Source organism: Deltaproteobacteria bacterium (genome assembly GCA_016183235.1).
In the GTDB taxonomy this organism is placed as follows: Bacteria; UBA10199; UBA10199; order DSSB01; family JACPFA01; genus JACPFA01.
Genome location: JACPFA010000024.1, coordinates 18,408 through 32,421, shown reverse-complemented (window position 1 = coordinate 32,421; position 14,014 = coordinate 18,408). Strand labels below are relative to the sequence as shown.

Annotated in this window: 10 protein-coding genes; 8 read left to right on the top strand and 2 right to left on the bottom strand. The window is 45.5% G+C overall.

Annotated features, from left to right (window positions below; genetic code table 11):
• Positions 1–73 precede the first annotated feature (73 nt).
• The gene (locus HYU97_05300) at positions 74–2,968 is read right to left on the bottom strand and encodes a hypothetical protein (GenBank protein ID MBI2336159.1); all 2,895 of its coding nucleotides are present in this window, start codon (positions 2,966–2,968) and stop codon (positions 74–76) included.
• A gap of 172 nt (positions 2,969–3,140) precedes the next feature.
• Between HYU97_05300 and HYU97_05295 the strand changes: the two genes are divergently transcribed.
• The 5 genes from HYU97_05295 to HYU97_05275 all read left to right on the top strand — a co-directional run bounded on the left by HYU97_05295 (position 3,141) and on the right by HYU97_05275 (position 9,416).
• Positions 3,141–3,755: a hypothetical protein gene (locus HYU97_05295; protein MBI2336158.1), complete on the top strand. Its 615-nt coding sequence runs from the start codon at positions 3,141–3,143 to the stop codon at positions 3,753–3,755.
• Between the two features lie 15 nt (positions 3,756–3,770).
• On the top strand, positions 3,771–4,916 hold the full coding sequence (locus HYU97_05290; GenBank protein MBI2336157.1) for a cytochrome c biogenesis protein ResB: 1,146 nt from the start codon (positions 3,771–3,773) through the stop codon (positions 4,914–4,916).
• A 122-nt stretch (positions 4,917–5,038) separates the two neighbouring features.
• Entirely contained in the window at positions 5,039–6,985 is a 1,947-nt protein-coding gene (gene ccsA / locus HYU97_05285) for a cytochrome c biogenesis protein CcsA (protein MBI2336156.1), read from the top strand.
• Positions 6,967–7,527 (top strand): TlpA family protein disulfide reductase, encoded by a 561-nt coding sequence (locus tag HYU97_05280; GenBank protein MBI2336155.1) that lies wholly within the window; start codon positions 6,967–6,969, stop codon positions 7,525–7,527. Before ccsA ends, HYU97_05280 begins: the two co-directional genes overlap by 19 nt.
• An 8-nt stretch (positions 7,528–7,535) precedes the next feature.
• Positions 7,536–9,416 carry a cation-translocating P-type ATPase gene (locus HYU97_05275; protein ID MBI2336154.1) on the top strand — a complete coding sequence of 627 codons (1,881 nt, stop codon included), beginning with the start codon at positions 7,536–7,538 and terminating at the stop codon, positions 9,414–9,416.
• 356 nt (positions 9,417–9,772) lie between these two features.
• Here the strand turns inward: HYU97_05275 and HYU97_05270 are convergent, their stop codons facing one another.
• Positions 9,773–10,285 carry a hypothetical protein gene (locus tag HYU97_05270; protein ID MBI2336153.1) on the bottom strand — a complete coding sequence of 171 codons (513 nt, stop codon included), beginning with the start codon at positions 10,283–10,285 and terminating at the stop codon, positions 9,773–9,775.
• Positions 10,286–10,444: 159 nt separating this feature from the next.
• Here HYU97_05270 and HYU97_05265 point away from each other — a divergent pair, with 159 nt between their 5' ends.
• From HYU97_05265 to HYU97_05255, 3 genes are read left to right on the top strand one after another with little or no spacing between them, the layout of a single operon-like run.
• On the top strand, positions 10,445–11,128 hold the full coding sequence (locus tag HYU97_05265; protein ID MBI2336152.1) for a PTS sugar transporter subunit IIA: 684 nt from the start codon (positions 10,445–10,447) through the stop codon (positions 11,126–11,128).
• A 32-nt stretch (positions 11,129–11,160) separates the two neighbouring features.
• On the top strand, positions 11,161–13,101 hold the full coding sequence (locus HYU97_05260; GenBank protein ID MBI2336151.1) for a hypothetical protein: 1,941 nt from the start codon (positions 11,161–11,163) through the stop codon (positions 13,099–13,101).
• A 1-nt stretch (position 13,102) separates the two neighbouring features.
• Complete coding sequence (locus tag HYU97_05255; GenBank protein ID MBI2336150.1) at positions 13,103–14,011, top strand: NADH-quinone oxidoreductase subunit H; 909 nt, start codon at positions 13,103–13,105, stop codon at positions 14,009–14,011.
• Positions 14,012–14,014 lie beyond the last annotated feature (3 nt).

The window sequence follows — 14,014 nt, the reverse complement described above, 5'->3', positions numbered from 1 at the left end:
ATTAGATCCAACGAAGCCAGAAGGCAAACAAACAAATCATGTGTTTATATGATTGAGATCATCAATGATGATATCAATTGGGGAACCAAGGCGGTGGCAAGGGCGGAGCCATTAAACTTTGAAAATCTTCTTGGGTTGTATTGTAAACTTTGACTTCGTCGATCCTACCATTAAAGAAATTACTGCCGGTGTTCCAGTTAAAGGCACCCATAGGCGGTGGTGGCCATTCTTGAATGCAGGGTTGTTCATTGGAGCTTGCCCCAACGGTAAAAGGCACACAGGTGGCTTCATCTTGGCCAGCCTGGATTTGCGTTTCTTGAGCGTTGGGTTGCAACAAGCCACAGACATTAGGATCGGCAGCCGTACTTTGCACCCCATTAATATAGATCTTTATTTTTTGGACAGCGTCGCCATCAAAGGTAGCACCTACGTGCGACCAGCCATTAGCCGGGATGGCGACATTGCTGCAGGCCCCGCGCCAGGTATTGTTGCCAACTGCTACTTTAAACACAACTCGCATCGCCTCTCCATCAGGGATTAGGTAGAGGCTATAATTAACAGTAGGGTCTTCACTGGCATTGGAGAGGATGGTAAAGTTTTGAATCGGGGCAACATTGGGAAAAACCCAAGCCATCACCGAGGCATTGTTTTTCATTTCAAAAAATTGATGAGGCCCAAACACCGAGGGTGGCCAAACACTATGAGTTACACCTAATTCCAAATAATCATTTTGACCATCGAGGTTAACACTGCAACCATAGGCATTTTTATCTTCCAAAGCCCCCAGCGCCACGCATTGCTGAGTGATTTGGCTTAAAACATGGAGGTGGCCAAAATTCACATCCACATGGGTGGTGTTATCATCGGTGGGTGAATTGAGGTCAAAGCCGCGGGCATTTTGATGGTAATGTCCTGAATCTTCCAAGGCATAGAGATTGAGATTCGGATTATTTGAATTAACTCGATCAAAGCGCAAATAGGCGACGAGTTCAGAATTAAAAATCAGCGTGGTGTTATTGGGGTTGTTAATATCCCCATTTTTATTTTTCTCCATTCCATGGATGGAGCCCGGCATATAAGCCTGCGGTGGGTTTTGGCCGTAACCGTGACAGCTCTCACAATGCTGACCAATTCCTGACATGCTGATCATGTACTGGTCTACTTTATGGCAAGTCAGGCAAAGGTTATTCCATTTTGAATCTGGAGTAGAGGTGCCATTAAGGTTGGAACGAATCAAGTTTTTATTAACAGAGCCATGGGCCTCGTGACAATCGGTGCACGAGAGCACGTAATTAAAACCGGCTATTCTTTTGCCTTGATCGTAGGGTGGAAGCAGCCGTTGCATAAAACCCTTGCCCAACGGCGTTTTGGGCCAACCCTCCGTTGCATCACCGCAGGCCGGGTCGTTAGGGCATTTAGAGGCAGGTAAGTTGGCTGGGTAACGCCCATGGGGGTCGCTATCCCAACTTTTTTTCGAATCGTCCCATCCAGGGCCATCATTTAGCCCAAAAGGTGAGGGACCTGGCTCCGCGTGGCAATCGGTGCAAAAAGTGACATAGTCGGGCAACTGATTGCCAGGGCCGCCAGCGGCATCTTGAAAATTCCCCGCTTGATTGAACGATGAAGCGAGCGCTACCCCTGCGTAACTACTCATTTTTTGGTCATTGCTCACGCCCCAAAGGGTGTCGCCCATGGCGCGGGGATTTTCGGTTGGATCGCTTGCTAAATCAGGTCGTGTGATGGGAGATTTGCCGGCTTCGGCATCCCAATATTTCCCCGTGACCACGTGTGGGTTGTGGCAGGTGGTACATTGCAGGGTAAAGGTTTTCTCGTTGGGGTCCCCTGCGTTGATGGTAAACTGGGTCCCTAAATTGTGCATGCTTGCCGTATCGCCTTCTAAACTAAAGGCCTGTTGGATGTTGTTGGCCAGTTCATTTCCAGATAAGGCTTGGTTCAAAACTTTTTCATCAGTGTGGCATTGATCGCACAAGTTGTTGATGGGCCCGGCCACGCTCAACATCTTTTCAATATCAGAGCCGTGACCATTGCTGTGACACCCGGTTTTGATGCCGTCGCCTAAACACGACAAGGGTTTGTTGCTATTGGCTTGATAATTAATTTGGTTGTGAGCGGAATCAGCCCACAGGCTACCTTCTACACCCTTAATGTTAGGCACCGTTTTGCCATCGTTAAAGGGGGTTAATCCACCGTGGGCGGTGGCACCGTCTTGGTCATGGCAGTTGACACAGAAAGCCTCAACACTTTCAGGGTCTTGAGGGTTGAAATTATAAACCATGCCAACGCCTGCATCGGGGTCTTTAAGTTTTACCACCCCTGACCAGTGGTCGTTCATATAATGACAAGTGAGGCAAGTTTCTTGATTGACCTCTCCACTGGCATGATGTTGGCCAAGAGAAAAATCACCGCCTGGGCCTACAATCTTGCGACGCCCGGCTTTAGCTTGATCGTGACAATCAAGGCAACTCAGTTTGTCGTGACAACTGTTACAAGATTGGGGTGTGCCTTCAAGGGCCACATTATTACTAGATACGTGACATTTCTGACAATCTTGGATGGCTTCGGGTTTAAGTTGTTGGCCATGAATATCTTTCCACACATTGTTATGGGGAAAGTTGTGGCAAGTGTAACAGCTTTTACCTTGCATGACTTTGTCGTAGTTATTGCCATGACAGGTTTTGCAAGATTCTGGATCAGAGGCAAAGGCAGTCGGGTGAGCGGTTTTGTCGGCCCAATTTTCAGGGTGATAGGTCCAGGGTTTTTTACCCGAAGTGCCCGTTTCGGCGCCGGTTGAACCACCCTCGGGTTCGGTCTCACCCGTTCCGGTTGGGTCAGAATCCGCGGGTTCATTAGAACCGCTACCACAACCATAAGGGCCTATAAAAAGGATCAACAAAAACAAAAACGGCAAAAATTGACAATAGGGCAAACGCCCTCTTCTGGGTAGCATGGCGCTATTAAGCATGTTGCAGATCCCTAAAAAAAACAAATGATGCAAATCATCTCAGGATATGATGTTTTGCAGAGACAGTAGGGGAATTCTTATCCTAGGTCTTTACTTCCTAAAATGAGGATGATATGGCCACAAAGCCTGTTAAGAAAAATGGAAGGATCTACAAAAAATGCGAATAATCTTATGTGGTTTAGCCTTGTCTGTGGCTATGGGCTTATTAACGGCTTGCCAAGATGGGCGATCGGTCAAAACTCACTCGGTTCCTAAAGAGGTTCAACCACCTACCTCGATGTCTTCTCCTCATGGTCAATCTTCACCTGAGCTAACCATTAGTCAAGGTCAAGCCCAAGGACATGGCACCTTGCATTGGAAAACCCCTCAAGATTGGCAAGAAAAACCCTCGAGTTCGTCCATACGGTTGGCCAGTTTTATGGCACCAGGAAAAGATGGGAACCCAGACAGTGCTGCGGATGTTTCAATTGTGGTCTTGGCAGGGCAGGCCGGTGGGGTGATCGCTAATGTGAATCGGTGGCGTGAGCAAGTGGGTTTGGGCCCCTTGAATGAAGGGGAGTTAGAAAAAGTTACCCAACGAGCCAAGGGGGCCTTGGGGCCTTTTGCTTGGTTTAAAATTATCAACGATGCAAATCCCAGTGCTGCGATTTTTGTGGCCTCGATTGCTATGGCCGATCAAGTTGTTTTTGTAAAAATGGCAGGCCCTGAAGAAACTCTTGTTTATAATCAAAGTAAGTTTGTGAGTCTTTGCCAATCGCTTGCCAAAAGATAAAGGTATTGATTAAAGATGACCGTTCGTCGCTCCAAATTAAAAAAAATTCTTCAAAACATCGCTGAATTTTTAACTCAAACCGAAATTGTTTTCTATTGTCTCTTTTGGCTAATGGTCTTGGTGGTGGTAGGGACTATTGCGCAAAGATATGTTGGGTTGTTTCAAGCCCAACAACAATATTTTTCTTCTTTTATTTTATGGTTTGGGCCGGCGCCCTTGCCGGGTGGTTATACAACGTTAGGGATTATTTTTATTAATTTAGTTTTCTTTTTAATCTTTAAAAGTGTTTGGAAGAAAGAAAACTTGGGAATTATTATTACCCATCTGGGGGTTTTATTGTTGCTGGTGGGGGCTTTTCTTACTGCAGGGTTTAGTACCGAAGGTAGTATGGTGATTCAAGAAGGGGCGACTTCTAACTTTGTGAGAGATTATCATAACGTAGAATTGGTGGTGAGGGATACTTCACCCGAAGATAGTGACCAAGAAACTAATTTTACCCAAGGTTGGTTGAAACCCGGTTCGGTTTTAAAAACCGATCTACTGCCTTTTAAAATCCAAGTGTTAAGTTTTTGCAAAAATTGTGACCCGATTCGTCGCAATCAACCAGCCGATTTGTCTTACCGTGGTTTTGCTAAAAATTTTGATCTGGCGTCACTTCCCTTAGATAAAGAAGACGAGCGTAACCGTGCTGGGATATTTTTTAAAATCGATGGGGCTGATACCTTAACCAATGGGACCTATGCCTTGCTAGAGTTCATGCCGGTTGCCCAAACCCTGCGGGTGGGTGGTAAAATTTATGAATTAGAAATCAGAAGGGCCAGAACCTATTTGCCGTTTCGCATTCATTTGATCGATTTTGAAAAACAAATTTACCCTGGTACCAATAAAGCGCGAAGTTACAAATCAGTTGTCACACTGATTGATGAAGGCATTCAGCAACGCAGTGTGATTCAAATGAATCAGCCCTTGCGGTATAAAAATTATACCTTCTTTCAAGCTTCTTTTATTGAAGGTGATGGGCAAGAAACCACGGTTTTAGCGGTGGTGAAAAATGTGGGCAGGCTATTTCCTTATATTTCGAGTTTGATCATGTGCATTGGGTTATTGGTTCATTTGCTCATTCAAGTTCCCAAACTTATTTTTAAGGCAAAATCGCGATGAGAATAAAGGTGACTCCTAAGAAAATTTTTCTGAAGCGGGCTGAGGCTTTCCGGGGTCCGTGTCGTCCGGCGGTTACGGCCGCCGGACGCACTCAAAGTCTCGGCTTCCATGGCATCATATCCATGGATATGGAAGCCGGAGTTTATCCTGAGCGAAGCGACAGGGACAAACCCCTGCAAGCCTCAGCCCGCTTTAGAAAAATTTTCTTAGGGGTGACATTTATATTAGCAATTTTTTTATCTCCCCAAGCTAGGGCTGAGCCTTTGTCTTATTTGCCGTTGGGGAATATCCCCGTGTTGCATGAAGGCAGGCTTAAACCCCTAGATACCTTTGCGCGAGTGAATCTCTTGCCGCTCTATGGCAAAAGTTCCCTTAAAGATTTAAGGGCGCTCGATTGGTTAGGGGAAGTGTTGTTTGACCAAGAATCGGCCTATCAAAGAGAAATCTTTGATATCAAAAACCCTGAGGTGTTGGCAGCGCTTGAATTGCCCAGGCGGGAAAGCAAAAAATATTCTTTTTTAGAAGTCAAAAATGCCTTGGCGAAAATTCAAGACACCCTTACGAGTATTCATCGCAAGAGCGAAGAAGAACGCACCCCGGCTCAAAACCAATTGGCCCAATTGTATTTTAAGGTTTTGAATTATTACGATTTGAGCAATTCATTTTCATTAATCACTCCGCAATTTAAAATTCATTCGACCAAGCTGGCCGCTGAATTGGGTTTAGAAGCCGAAAAAGATTACAACTACATGGAAATGCTGCGGGTCGATCAACTTTTGCAAAAAAAGATGGAGGCTATCAAGGCTAAAAAAGGTGCTGCGGTGAGTGACGAAGAAAAAGAAGTGACGCACTTGTCTTTTCAAATGTTTCAAATAAGGCAGGGTGGGCAGTCAGAAATTTTTCGTATCTTTCCACCGCAATGGCAAGGCCATGCTGAAGAATGGTTTTCTCCCTGGGCTTTGGTTTTGCAAGGGCAGGGTTCGCCTGAGAGCGCAAAGTATTTAGGGTTTTGGAAAGACTTGGCCTATGCGGTTAAACAACAAGATGCAACAAAAATTAAACAGGCCTCCGCGGCTATTTCGCAATACACCCTCAATTTCCCTGAAGGGGTTTTTTCAGCTTCCATTTTAAATTTAGAGGTTCGTTACAATCATCTCGATCTTTTTACCAAAAGTTTAAGTTTTTATATTCTAGCGTTTCTTTTGCTCACCCTAAGCTGGATTGCTTGGGAGAAAAAGGCAAGGTTCTTGGCTTTTATGGTTCTCTTGCTAGGTGGCGCGCTTCATCTGGCCGGCGTGGTGTTGCGCATTATCATTATGGCTAGGCCACCCGTCAGCAACCTTTACGAATCGATCGTGTTTGTGGGTTTGATTGCGAGTGTGTTTGGCATTATCCTCGAATCAAAACGTAAAAATGGGCTGGGCATTTTGATCGCAACGGTGGTGGGGGCAACGCTGCATTTCTTGGGCAATGCCTATGCGAGCGATGGCGACACCATGGGGATGTTGGTGGCTGTGCTCAATACTAATTTTTGGTTAGCCACCCACGTGGTGACAATTTCGATCGGCTATGGTTGTTCTTTTGTGGGTGGCGTGGTGGGCCATGTTTATTTGATCCGCCGTTTATTGCCTTCTACCAAAGAAAGCCGTTTAGAAGAACTTTACCAAGCCATGATGGGTATCGCCTTGTTCGCCCTTTTCTTTTCCTTGTTTGGTACTATTTTAGGAGGTATTTGGGCCGATCAATCCTGGGGCCGCTTTTGGGGCTGGGACCCTAAAGAAAATGGGGCTTTACTCATTGTGCTTTGGCTCATTTGGTTATTGCACGGCCGTATTTCAGGGCAGATCAAGGCCTTAGGGTTTGCGTTGGGGATGGTGATCATCAATATTATTGTTGCCCTCGCTTGGTTTGGGGTGAACCTCTTAAATGTTGGCTTGCATTCTTATGGTTTTACCCAAAACATCGCCACCAACCTTGCACTCTTTTGTGTCGGCGAGTTACTTTTCGGTTTGGTTTTTTATTTTTTAAATAAGCGACGTCGAGTTAAACCATGGCGAAATGGATTATAACCTTTTCAGTTTTTGTTATTGTAGTCGTTTGGGGTTTTTACCACACCGGCGTGATTGTTGAAGATACGCATGAACCCCAAATTCCCAAGTGGCATTGGCAGAACCGCCCGGCCCCTACCGTAACCTTTACTCAATTAGATAATAGCCAGCTTTCACTCGAAAAACTAAAAGGCAAAATTATATTATTAAATTTTTGGGCCTCATGGTGTGGCCCTTGTCTGCAAGAGTTTCCTTCGTTAATGAAATTGGCCCTTGAATTTGGGGGTGATTTAGAACTGGTGGCTATTTCCAATGACACTTCAACCGACGAAATAAAAAAATTTCTCAACCAATTTGAAAAAGATTATAGTGCGGTGTTACAGGGCCCCAATGTGCATATCGTTTGGGACAAAGAAATGGTTATTTCGCAGGAAAAGTTTAATATCATCCGAGTGCCTGAAACGATTATCATCGACAAAAATTTAAATATGGTTCGCAAAATTGTAGGAGCCATTGAGTGGGATGGCCCTGAGATGCGCCAATATCTTTCCACTTTACGCTAGTTTCAATTATGCATGATGACTTTCATTCTCATCCCGAATGGCCCGAGTTGATTCGCATTGGATTGGTGGGTGTTGCCATCTTAGCGGTTTGGTTTCATTGGTTTGAGCCTTTCACGCAGTTTAGTTTGGTCGGGGTTGTGGCCACTCTGCTGGGTGGTTATCCTATTTTCCAAGAAGCCTTTTCCTCCCTCAAGAAAAAACAAATGACCATGGAACTTTCCATGACCATAGCATTGGTTGCAGCTTTGGGTATTGGGGAATTTGTAACAGCCTTGGTCATTGTGTTCTTCGTGTTGATCGCTGAAGTGCTGGAACATAAAACGGTTGGAAAAGGGCGGGCAGCTATTCAGTCGCTGCTTGATTATTTGCCTCAACAGGCTGTTGTGGCTCGAGGCGGCCATATTAGCGAGATTCGTGCGGTTGAACTCCTCATAGGCGATGGAGTGGTCATTAAACCTGGTTCGCGCATTCCGGTAGATGGCGTGGTTACGAGCGGACATTCTTTTGTAGATCAATCAACGGTTACGGGTGAATCACTTCCTGTTGAAAAGGTAACGGGCACAAAGGTATTTGCAGGTACCATGAATCAATCGGGGGTTTTGGAGGTGCAGGCCACGGGTATTGGCGAAGACACGGCCTTTGGTAAAATCATTCAAGCCGTGGAGTGTGCAGAGAAGCTTCGTGCACCTATTCAAAAAATAGCTGATCGATTGGCAAGCTATCTTGTCTACTTTGCCTTAGGGTGTGCAGCCCTGACCTACTTTTTAACCCGCGATGTTCGGGCCACGATTTCGGTCATTATTGTCATGGGGGCTTGTGGCGTTGCAGCGGGTACACCGCTTGCCATCTTGGGTGCGATTGGGCTGGCTGCGCGACAAGGGGCCATTATTAAGGGCGGAATTTATTTGGAAGCGCTGAATGCAGTGGACACCATTGTCTTAGACAAAACGGGTACCTTGACCCTTGGGGCGCCAGAGGTGATCCATGTTGTGCCTTGCTCAGGGTATGATTCACAAACGGTTCTTCAAACCGCTGCCATGGTGGAGCATTTCTCTGAACATCCATTGGCCAAAGCGATTGTTGGCAAAACGACGGGTACGTTAAATGAGAGGCCAGAGCGTTTTCATTACATTCCGGGGAAGGGTATTCTGTGTGAGTTACAGGGTCAGAAAGTGTTGGTAGGTAGTCGGGCGTTATGTGTAGACCATGGAGTCGATCTTGTGGGTTTGTCCTTTCCCCCAGGGCATCTAACCGAGGTGTTGGTGGCACGAGGTGGACACTTACTGGGAGGCATCCACATGGCCGACGTGTTAAGGCCTGAGGCCACAACCGCGGTGAGTCAAATGAAACACATGGGATTTGCAGTGGCGCTTTTAACGGGCGATCAAGTGAATATTGCCGAAGGTATTGCAAGGCAGTTGGGTGTTGATGAAGTGAGTGCTGAACTTTTGCCAGAGGAAAAATTGAATTGGGTGAAGTCTCGTATGGAGGTTGGAAAAAAGGTAGCTATGTTAGGTGATGGTATCAACGACGCACCCGCTCTGATGCAGGCCAATGTTGGCATTGCCATGGGTTCGGGCGCCGACATTGCGCGCGAGAGTGCCCATGTTATTTTACTTGGCAATGATCTGCTTAAGTTTGTTGATACGTTGAAGATTGCGAAGCGCTGTTACCGAATTATTATGACCAATTTTGTGGGCACCTTGCTGGTAGATGGCGTGGGCGTTGTCTTGGCAGCCTTGGGTTTTTTAAACCCGATCCTTGCAGCCCTCATTCACGTGAGTTCTGAGCTTGTTTTTATTCTCAATTCAGCCCGCTTGCTTCCTTCTCTCTCCCGTGGGTCTTCCAAGGATTTTCGAACCTTTCAGCAAAAACCATCCAAAGTATAAATTTGCAGGTGATGCAATAAAAAGACTAAAACCGCCAAAACACGTTAAGTTTTGAGCAAAGTAAAGATACGACCAATCGGTAAAAATATCACTAAGACGTACTCCAGCGACTAAAACCAGCCAATAGGGTTGGTTTTTCCATCGAAGGTAAGCGAGGATTTGCAGGAGTGCAAAGGCGAGCCAATTGCCGGCAGTCCTTCGTAGCAAACCCTGGGGATCCACATAGGGTGTACCATGAAAAAGGGTAAACCAAAATTGTGGAAGACAATAAGCGGTGAAAGCGAGGGTCATGTCTAATAAGATAAGGAATAAGAGAAGCGCATTTATTTTAGATGTTGTCATTGCAAACCCTTAAATTAATATAGGTCAAGTTTCAAAGACACGGGAAGTGGATACCGCGTGATCGCCTCTTCGGAATTTAATGTTTGGCACAAAGATTTTGCCTCTTGGGTTTTAAGGCTGAAGCGTTTATTTTGTCCCATGTCGCTCATGAAGAAGGAATCTAAATTTAATTTTTTAAAAATGGGAGTAAGGGCCATTTTTTGGGAAGGGTCTAATTCCAAATAAAAATCAAGATGGCCTATCTCCGTTAATAACATCGGGATATTTTCTAAAGATGTAACATTTAAAATTTGAACATCCAATTGGTTTTGGCTTAAGGGTGTTATTCGAGATAGTTTTAGTTTGCTAGCGCTGAGCCTCTTTTTAAGAATCCCAATAATGATCTCTTGTTGTTCAATATTGGGAATTGTCAAAATACCATGAAAGGTTTTCTTTGGCTCGCCGATTTTAGAGAAAGGGTTAGAAAAGCACTGCGTCAATTCAAACAAAACAAATAATAAAATAAGATAAATAAATTTGTGTTTCATCTGTTAAGCCAGCGAAATTGATTGCTTACTGTCTACTTTATAATTAACTTTTCTACAAACTTTTTGTCTAAAACCTTACTTGCTCCATTGCTACCCTCTTGACGGATCGATTCAAGAAAGTGTAAATAGGCGCCCATTGTTCTCTGGAGAATTGAATTTATGGATCTAACCGTACGCGATGTAGTTCGGTTATTTCAGGTATCTGAAAAAACGGTTTATCGTTGGATTAAAGAAAAGGGCTTGGCCGCCCATAAGATTCAAGATCAGTACCGCATCAGCCGTACTATGCTCTTAGAATGGGCACGAGCGAGCGGTTTAAAAATCCCCTTAGACATTTTGGAAGATAAGCAGGCTTTGTCTGAAGTGTCGCTCGTTAATGCGCTCTCAGAGGGGGGGATTTATTATGGAGTTCCAGGCAAAACCAAAGCCGAAGCCTTTGCTGCCTTAGCTCAATTGGTTAAGTTGCCAGTATCTTTTAAAGCCAATGAATTAGTTGAACTGCTGTTGGCCCGTGAAACTTTGGCCTCCACCGGAGTGGGCGAAGGCATGGCCATTCCCCACGTGCGGGATCCCATTGTTTTACCCATCACCAAACCCTCTTTATCGATTTGCTTTCTAACCAATCCTATTGATTTTGATGCCATCGATGGCAAACCGGTGCACACTTTTTTTCTACTGCTCTCCACCACCATTAGCGGTCATTTGCAATTATTAGCCAGGGTTGCTTATCTGCTACGTGATCCGTTATTGGTTGACATGCTGATTCGGCGCGAAACGAAAGAACCACTGCTAGAAAAAATCTGCTTGATTGAACGAGGCCTAGAAGGGCAGGGGAAATCATGATTTTTTTGCTAACATCCTTTGGGTGTTTTTTCATGGCTGCCGTTCTGGTGAGTTTATTGAAAAATCAAGATGCCAAGCGGCGGTGTTGTTGTGGCGGGGTTTTCGTGGGGTCAGTGCTTGGGTTGATCCCATCGATTCAGGTGTTGGCGAGCGGAAGGTCGTTGGCGCAAAACTTTGGTGCACCTATTCCCAGCTTGAACATTTCTCTTGGTGTCGACCCGTTGAGTGCATTTTTTCTAATCGCTATTTTTGTGCTCTCAGGGGTTATTGCCCTTTATAGTTTAGGCTATCTTAAGGGCCAAAACACTTTGTTTGGCAGTTTGCCTTTTTTCCCTTTGCTCATTCTCGCTATGGCGGCTGTGGTGATGGCGCGCGATGGCTTCTTTTTTCTGATTTGTTGGGAGGTCATGTCGCTTGCTTCTTTTTTTCTGGTAACCTCCGAACATGAAATCCGCGAGGTACGCCATGCCGGATGGATTTATCTTATTGCGACGCATCTTGCTACAGCTTTACTGATGGCCTTTTTCGTTTTGCTCTTTAAGCAAGTGGGGTCCTTTTCATTTTACGATTTCGCTAGCTTCGGGGCATTGTCTCCACGCTTGGCGGGTGTTTTATTTCTCTTGGCTGTCGTTGGCTTTGGCACCAAGGCCGGTATTTTTCCTTTTCATGTTTGGCTCCCCCATGCTCACCCCGCAGCGCCGAGTTATATCTCGGCTCTTATGTCGGCGGTGATGATCAAAACCGGCATTTATGGAATCTTGCGGGCTTTAACATTTTTAGGTGCACCTCCATTATGGTGGGGAGAAGTTTTGTTGGGCTTAGGTATTTTGTCGTCTGTGCTGGGGGCTCTCTATGCGCTGGTTCAAAAGGATCTTAAAAAACTTTTGGCCTATTCGAGCGTCGAAAATATTGGCATCATCGTGATGGGCATAGGTTTAGGCCTTATCGGAGTCACCCGTCAAGAATCGATAACAACGTTGCTAGGATTTGGGGGTGCCCTCTTGCATGTGTGGAACCATGCCTTGCTGAAGGGAGGGCTTTTTTTAGGCGCCGGCATTATCGTGCATGTCACCCACACCCGAATTTTAGAACGTATGGGTGGGCTGATTAAAATAATTCCCACCACCGGGGGCTTGTTTATCTTTGCTGCTTTGGGGATCGTTGGTTTGCCACCCTTGAATGGGTTTATCAGCGAATGGTTACTTTATCAGGGCTTGTTTCACGGCATTCAAAGTTTTACTGGTTTTTCAATCTTTCTATCGATTGCTGGGATTGTTGGCATTGCATTGACGGGTGGGCTTATTTTAGCTGCCTTTACTAAAGTGATCGGAGTGGCGCTTTTAGGTGAGCCACGTGACCAAACACTCTATGAAAGGAAAAAATCTTCCTGGACACATACGTTTCCATTAATAGGCTTGGCTGCTATCTCCCTTAGTATTGCGATTTTTCCACAAGCCGTTTGGCCTTGGATTATTGCGACTCTTCAACCCTATCATGCGTTTATTTTACCAGACCCAACGGCTAATATATTTCTTTCTTTGCGATTCATCGGCAGCCTAGGTTTTATTTTACTCATCTTTTGTGCCGGGTTGATTTTGCTGCATCGGTTTCGCATTGTTAAGCTTGGAGAAAAACAAAGTGTCACCTGGGATTGTGGCTACCGTGCTCCCTCACCACGGATGCAATATTCAGCTTCTTCTTTTGCCGAATCACTCGCGGTTATTTTCCGTGGCTTACTCAAGCTCGATTGGAATATCAAAAAACCAACCGCGCTTTTCCCAGCCACAGCGCAGTTTTCAGAATATAGTGAAGATCGTGCCGAAGCTAATTTGTTTAGGCCTCTCTTTGCCAGCGTTGCGAATCTATTTGCCATGACGCGCAAGGTGCAACCAACGAGAATTCAGTGGCACCTGGGGCTCATTTTTATGGTTTTGCTTTTGCTATTTTTCTGGGAGGTGTGGTTTGGAATTTAAAATTTACACCTGGGCCGTTCATTTTTTTCTGCTGCTTTTTTTGCCACCTTTTTTTCTTGGGGTGATTGCCAAAACCAAGGCTTGTTTTGCCGGTCGTAAGGGGCCACCCCTTTTTCAAGTTTATTATGACTTATATAAATTATGGAGCAAGGGCGTGGTCTACAGCCGGTCTGCTTCCTATGTGCTTCGGATGGCAGCACCGATTATTTTTTCTGTCATTCTCTTGGGTGGCCTGTTGGTGCCCGTTGTGGGGGCAAGCCCCATTCATTTTGAAGGCGACTTCATTCTCTTGGCTTATCTTTTTGGAGTGGGGCGATTTTTTACCATCTTGGCAGCGATGGATGTGGGTTCAAGCTTTGAAGGCATGGGCGCTGCCCGCGAAGCCACTTTTGCCGCCCTCACCGAGCTCGCATTCTTCTTGATAGTGGTCTCGTTAGTCGCCATGACGCACTCGACTTCATTAAGTGGTATGCTGGCGTGGGCAAAAAATCACTTCCTTTGGGCACCAGCCTATTTAATTTTAGCCGGGGCTTTTTTCTTAATCTTGCTAACTGAAAATTCACGCATGCCGATTGATGATCCCACCACTCATTTAGAACTTACCATGATTCATGAAGTGATGATTTTAGATTACAGTGGCCCCGATTTAGGACTCATCCTCCACGGGGCGGCGATGAAACTGTTCTTATTTATAGCGTTGCTGACCTCTCTCTTCTGGCCTCCCACTGAAACTTCTTTTTGGCTAGCACTTGGCAGTTCAGTTTTGAAAATGACGGGCGTGGCCATTTTGATTGGCGTGGTGGAGTCGGCCAACGCTCGTTTGCGTCTTATTAAAATTCCACAACTATTGATTGCCAATTTTGTGGCCACCGCTTTTGCCCTGGTCATCATTCTTATGGGAAAGGGTTAAGTT

Excerpts from the sequence above, each read along its gene's own strand:
- HYU97_05300 (MBI2336159.1), bottom strand. The coding sequence starts at position 2,968 with ATGCTACCCAGAAGAGGGCGTTTGCCCTATTGTCAATTTTTGCCGTTT.
- HYU97_05295 (MBI2336158.1), top strand. The coding sequence starts at position 3,141 with ATGCGAATAATCTTATGTGGTTTAGCCTTGTCTGTGGCTATGGGCTTA.
- HYU97_05290 (MBI2336157.1), top strand. The coding sequence starts at position 3,771 with ATGACCGTTCGTCGCTCCAAATTAAAAAAAATTCTTCAAAACATCGCT.
- ccsA (MBI2336156.1), top strand. The coding sequence starts at position 5,039 with ATGGATATGGAAGCCGGAGTTTATCCTGAGCGAAGCGACAGGGACAAA.
- HYU97_05280 (MBI2336155.1), top strand. The coding sequence starts at position 6,967 with ATGGCGAAATGGATTATAACCTTTTCAGTTTTTGTTATTGTAGTCGTT.
- HYU97_05275 (MBI2336154.1), top strand. The coding sequence starts at position 7,536 with ATGCATGATGACTTTCATTCTCATCCCGAATGGCCCGAGTTGATTCGC.
- HYU97_05270 (MBI2336153.1), bottom strand. The coding sequence starts at position 10,285 with ATGAAACACAAATTTATTTATCTTATTTTATTATTTGTTTTGTTTGAA.
- HYU97_05265 (MBI2336152.1), top strand. The coding sequence starts at position 10,445 with ATGGATCTAACCGTACGCGATGTAGTTCGGTTATTTCAGGTATCTGAA.
- HYU97_05260 (MBI2336151.1), top strand. The coding sequence starts at position 11,161 with ATGGCTGCCGTTCTGGTGAGTTTATTGAAAAATCAAGATGCCAAGCGG.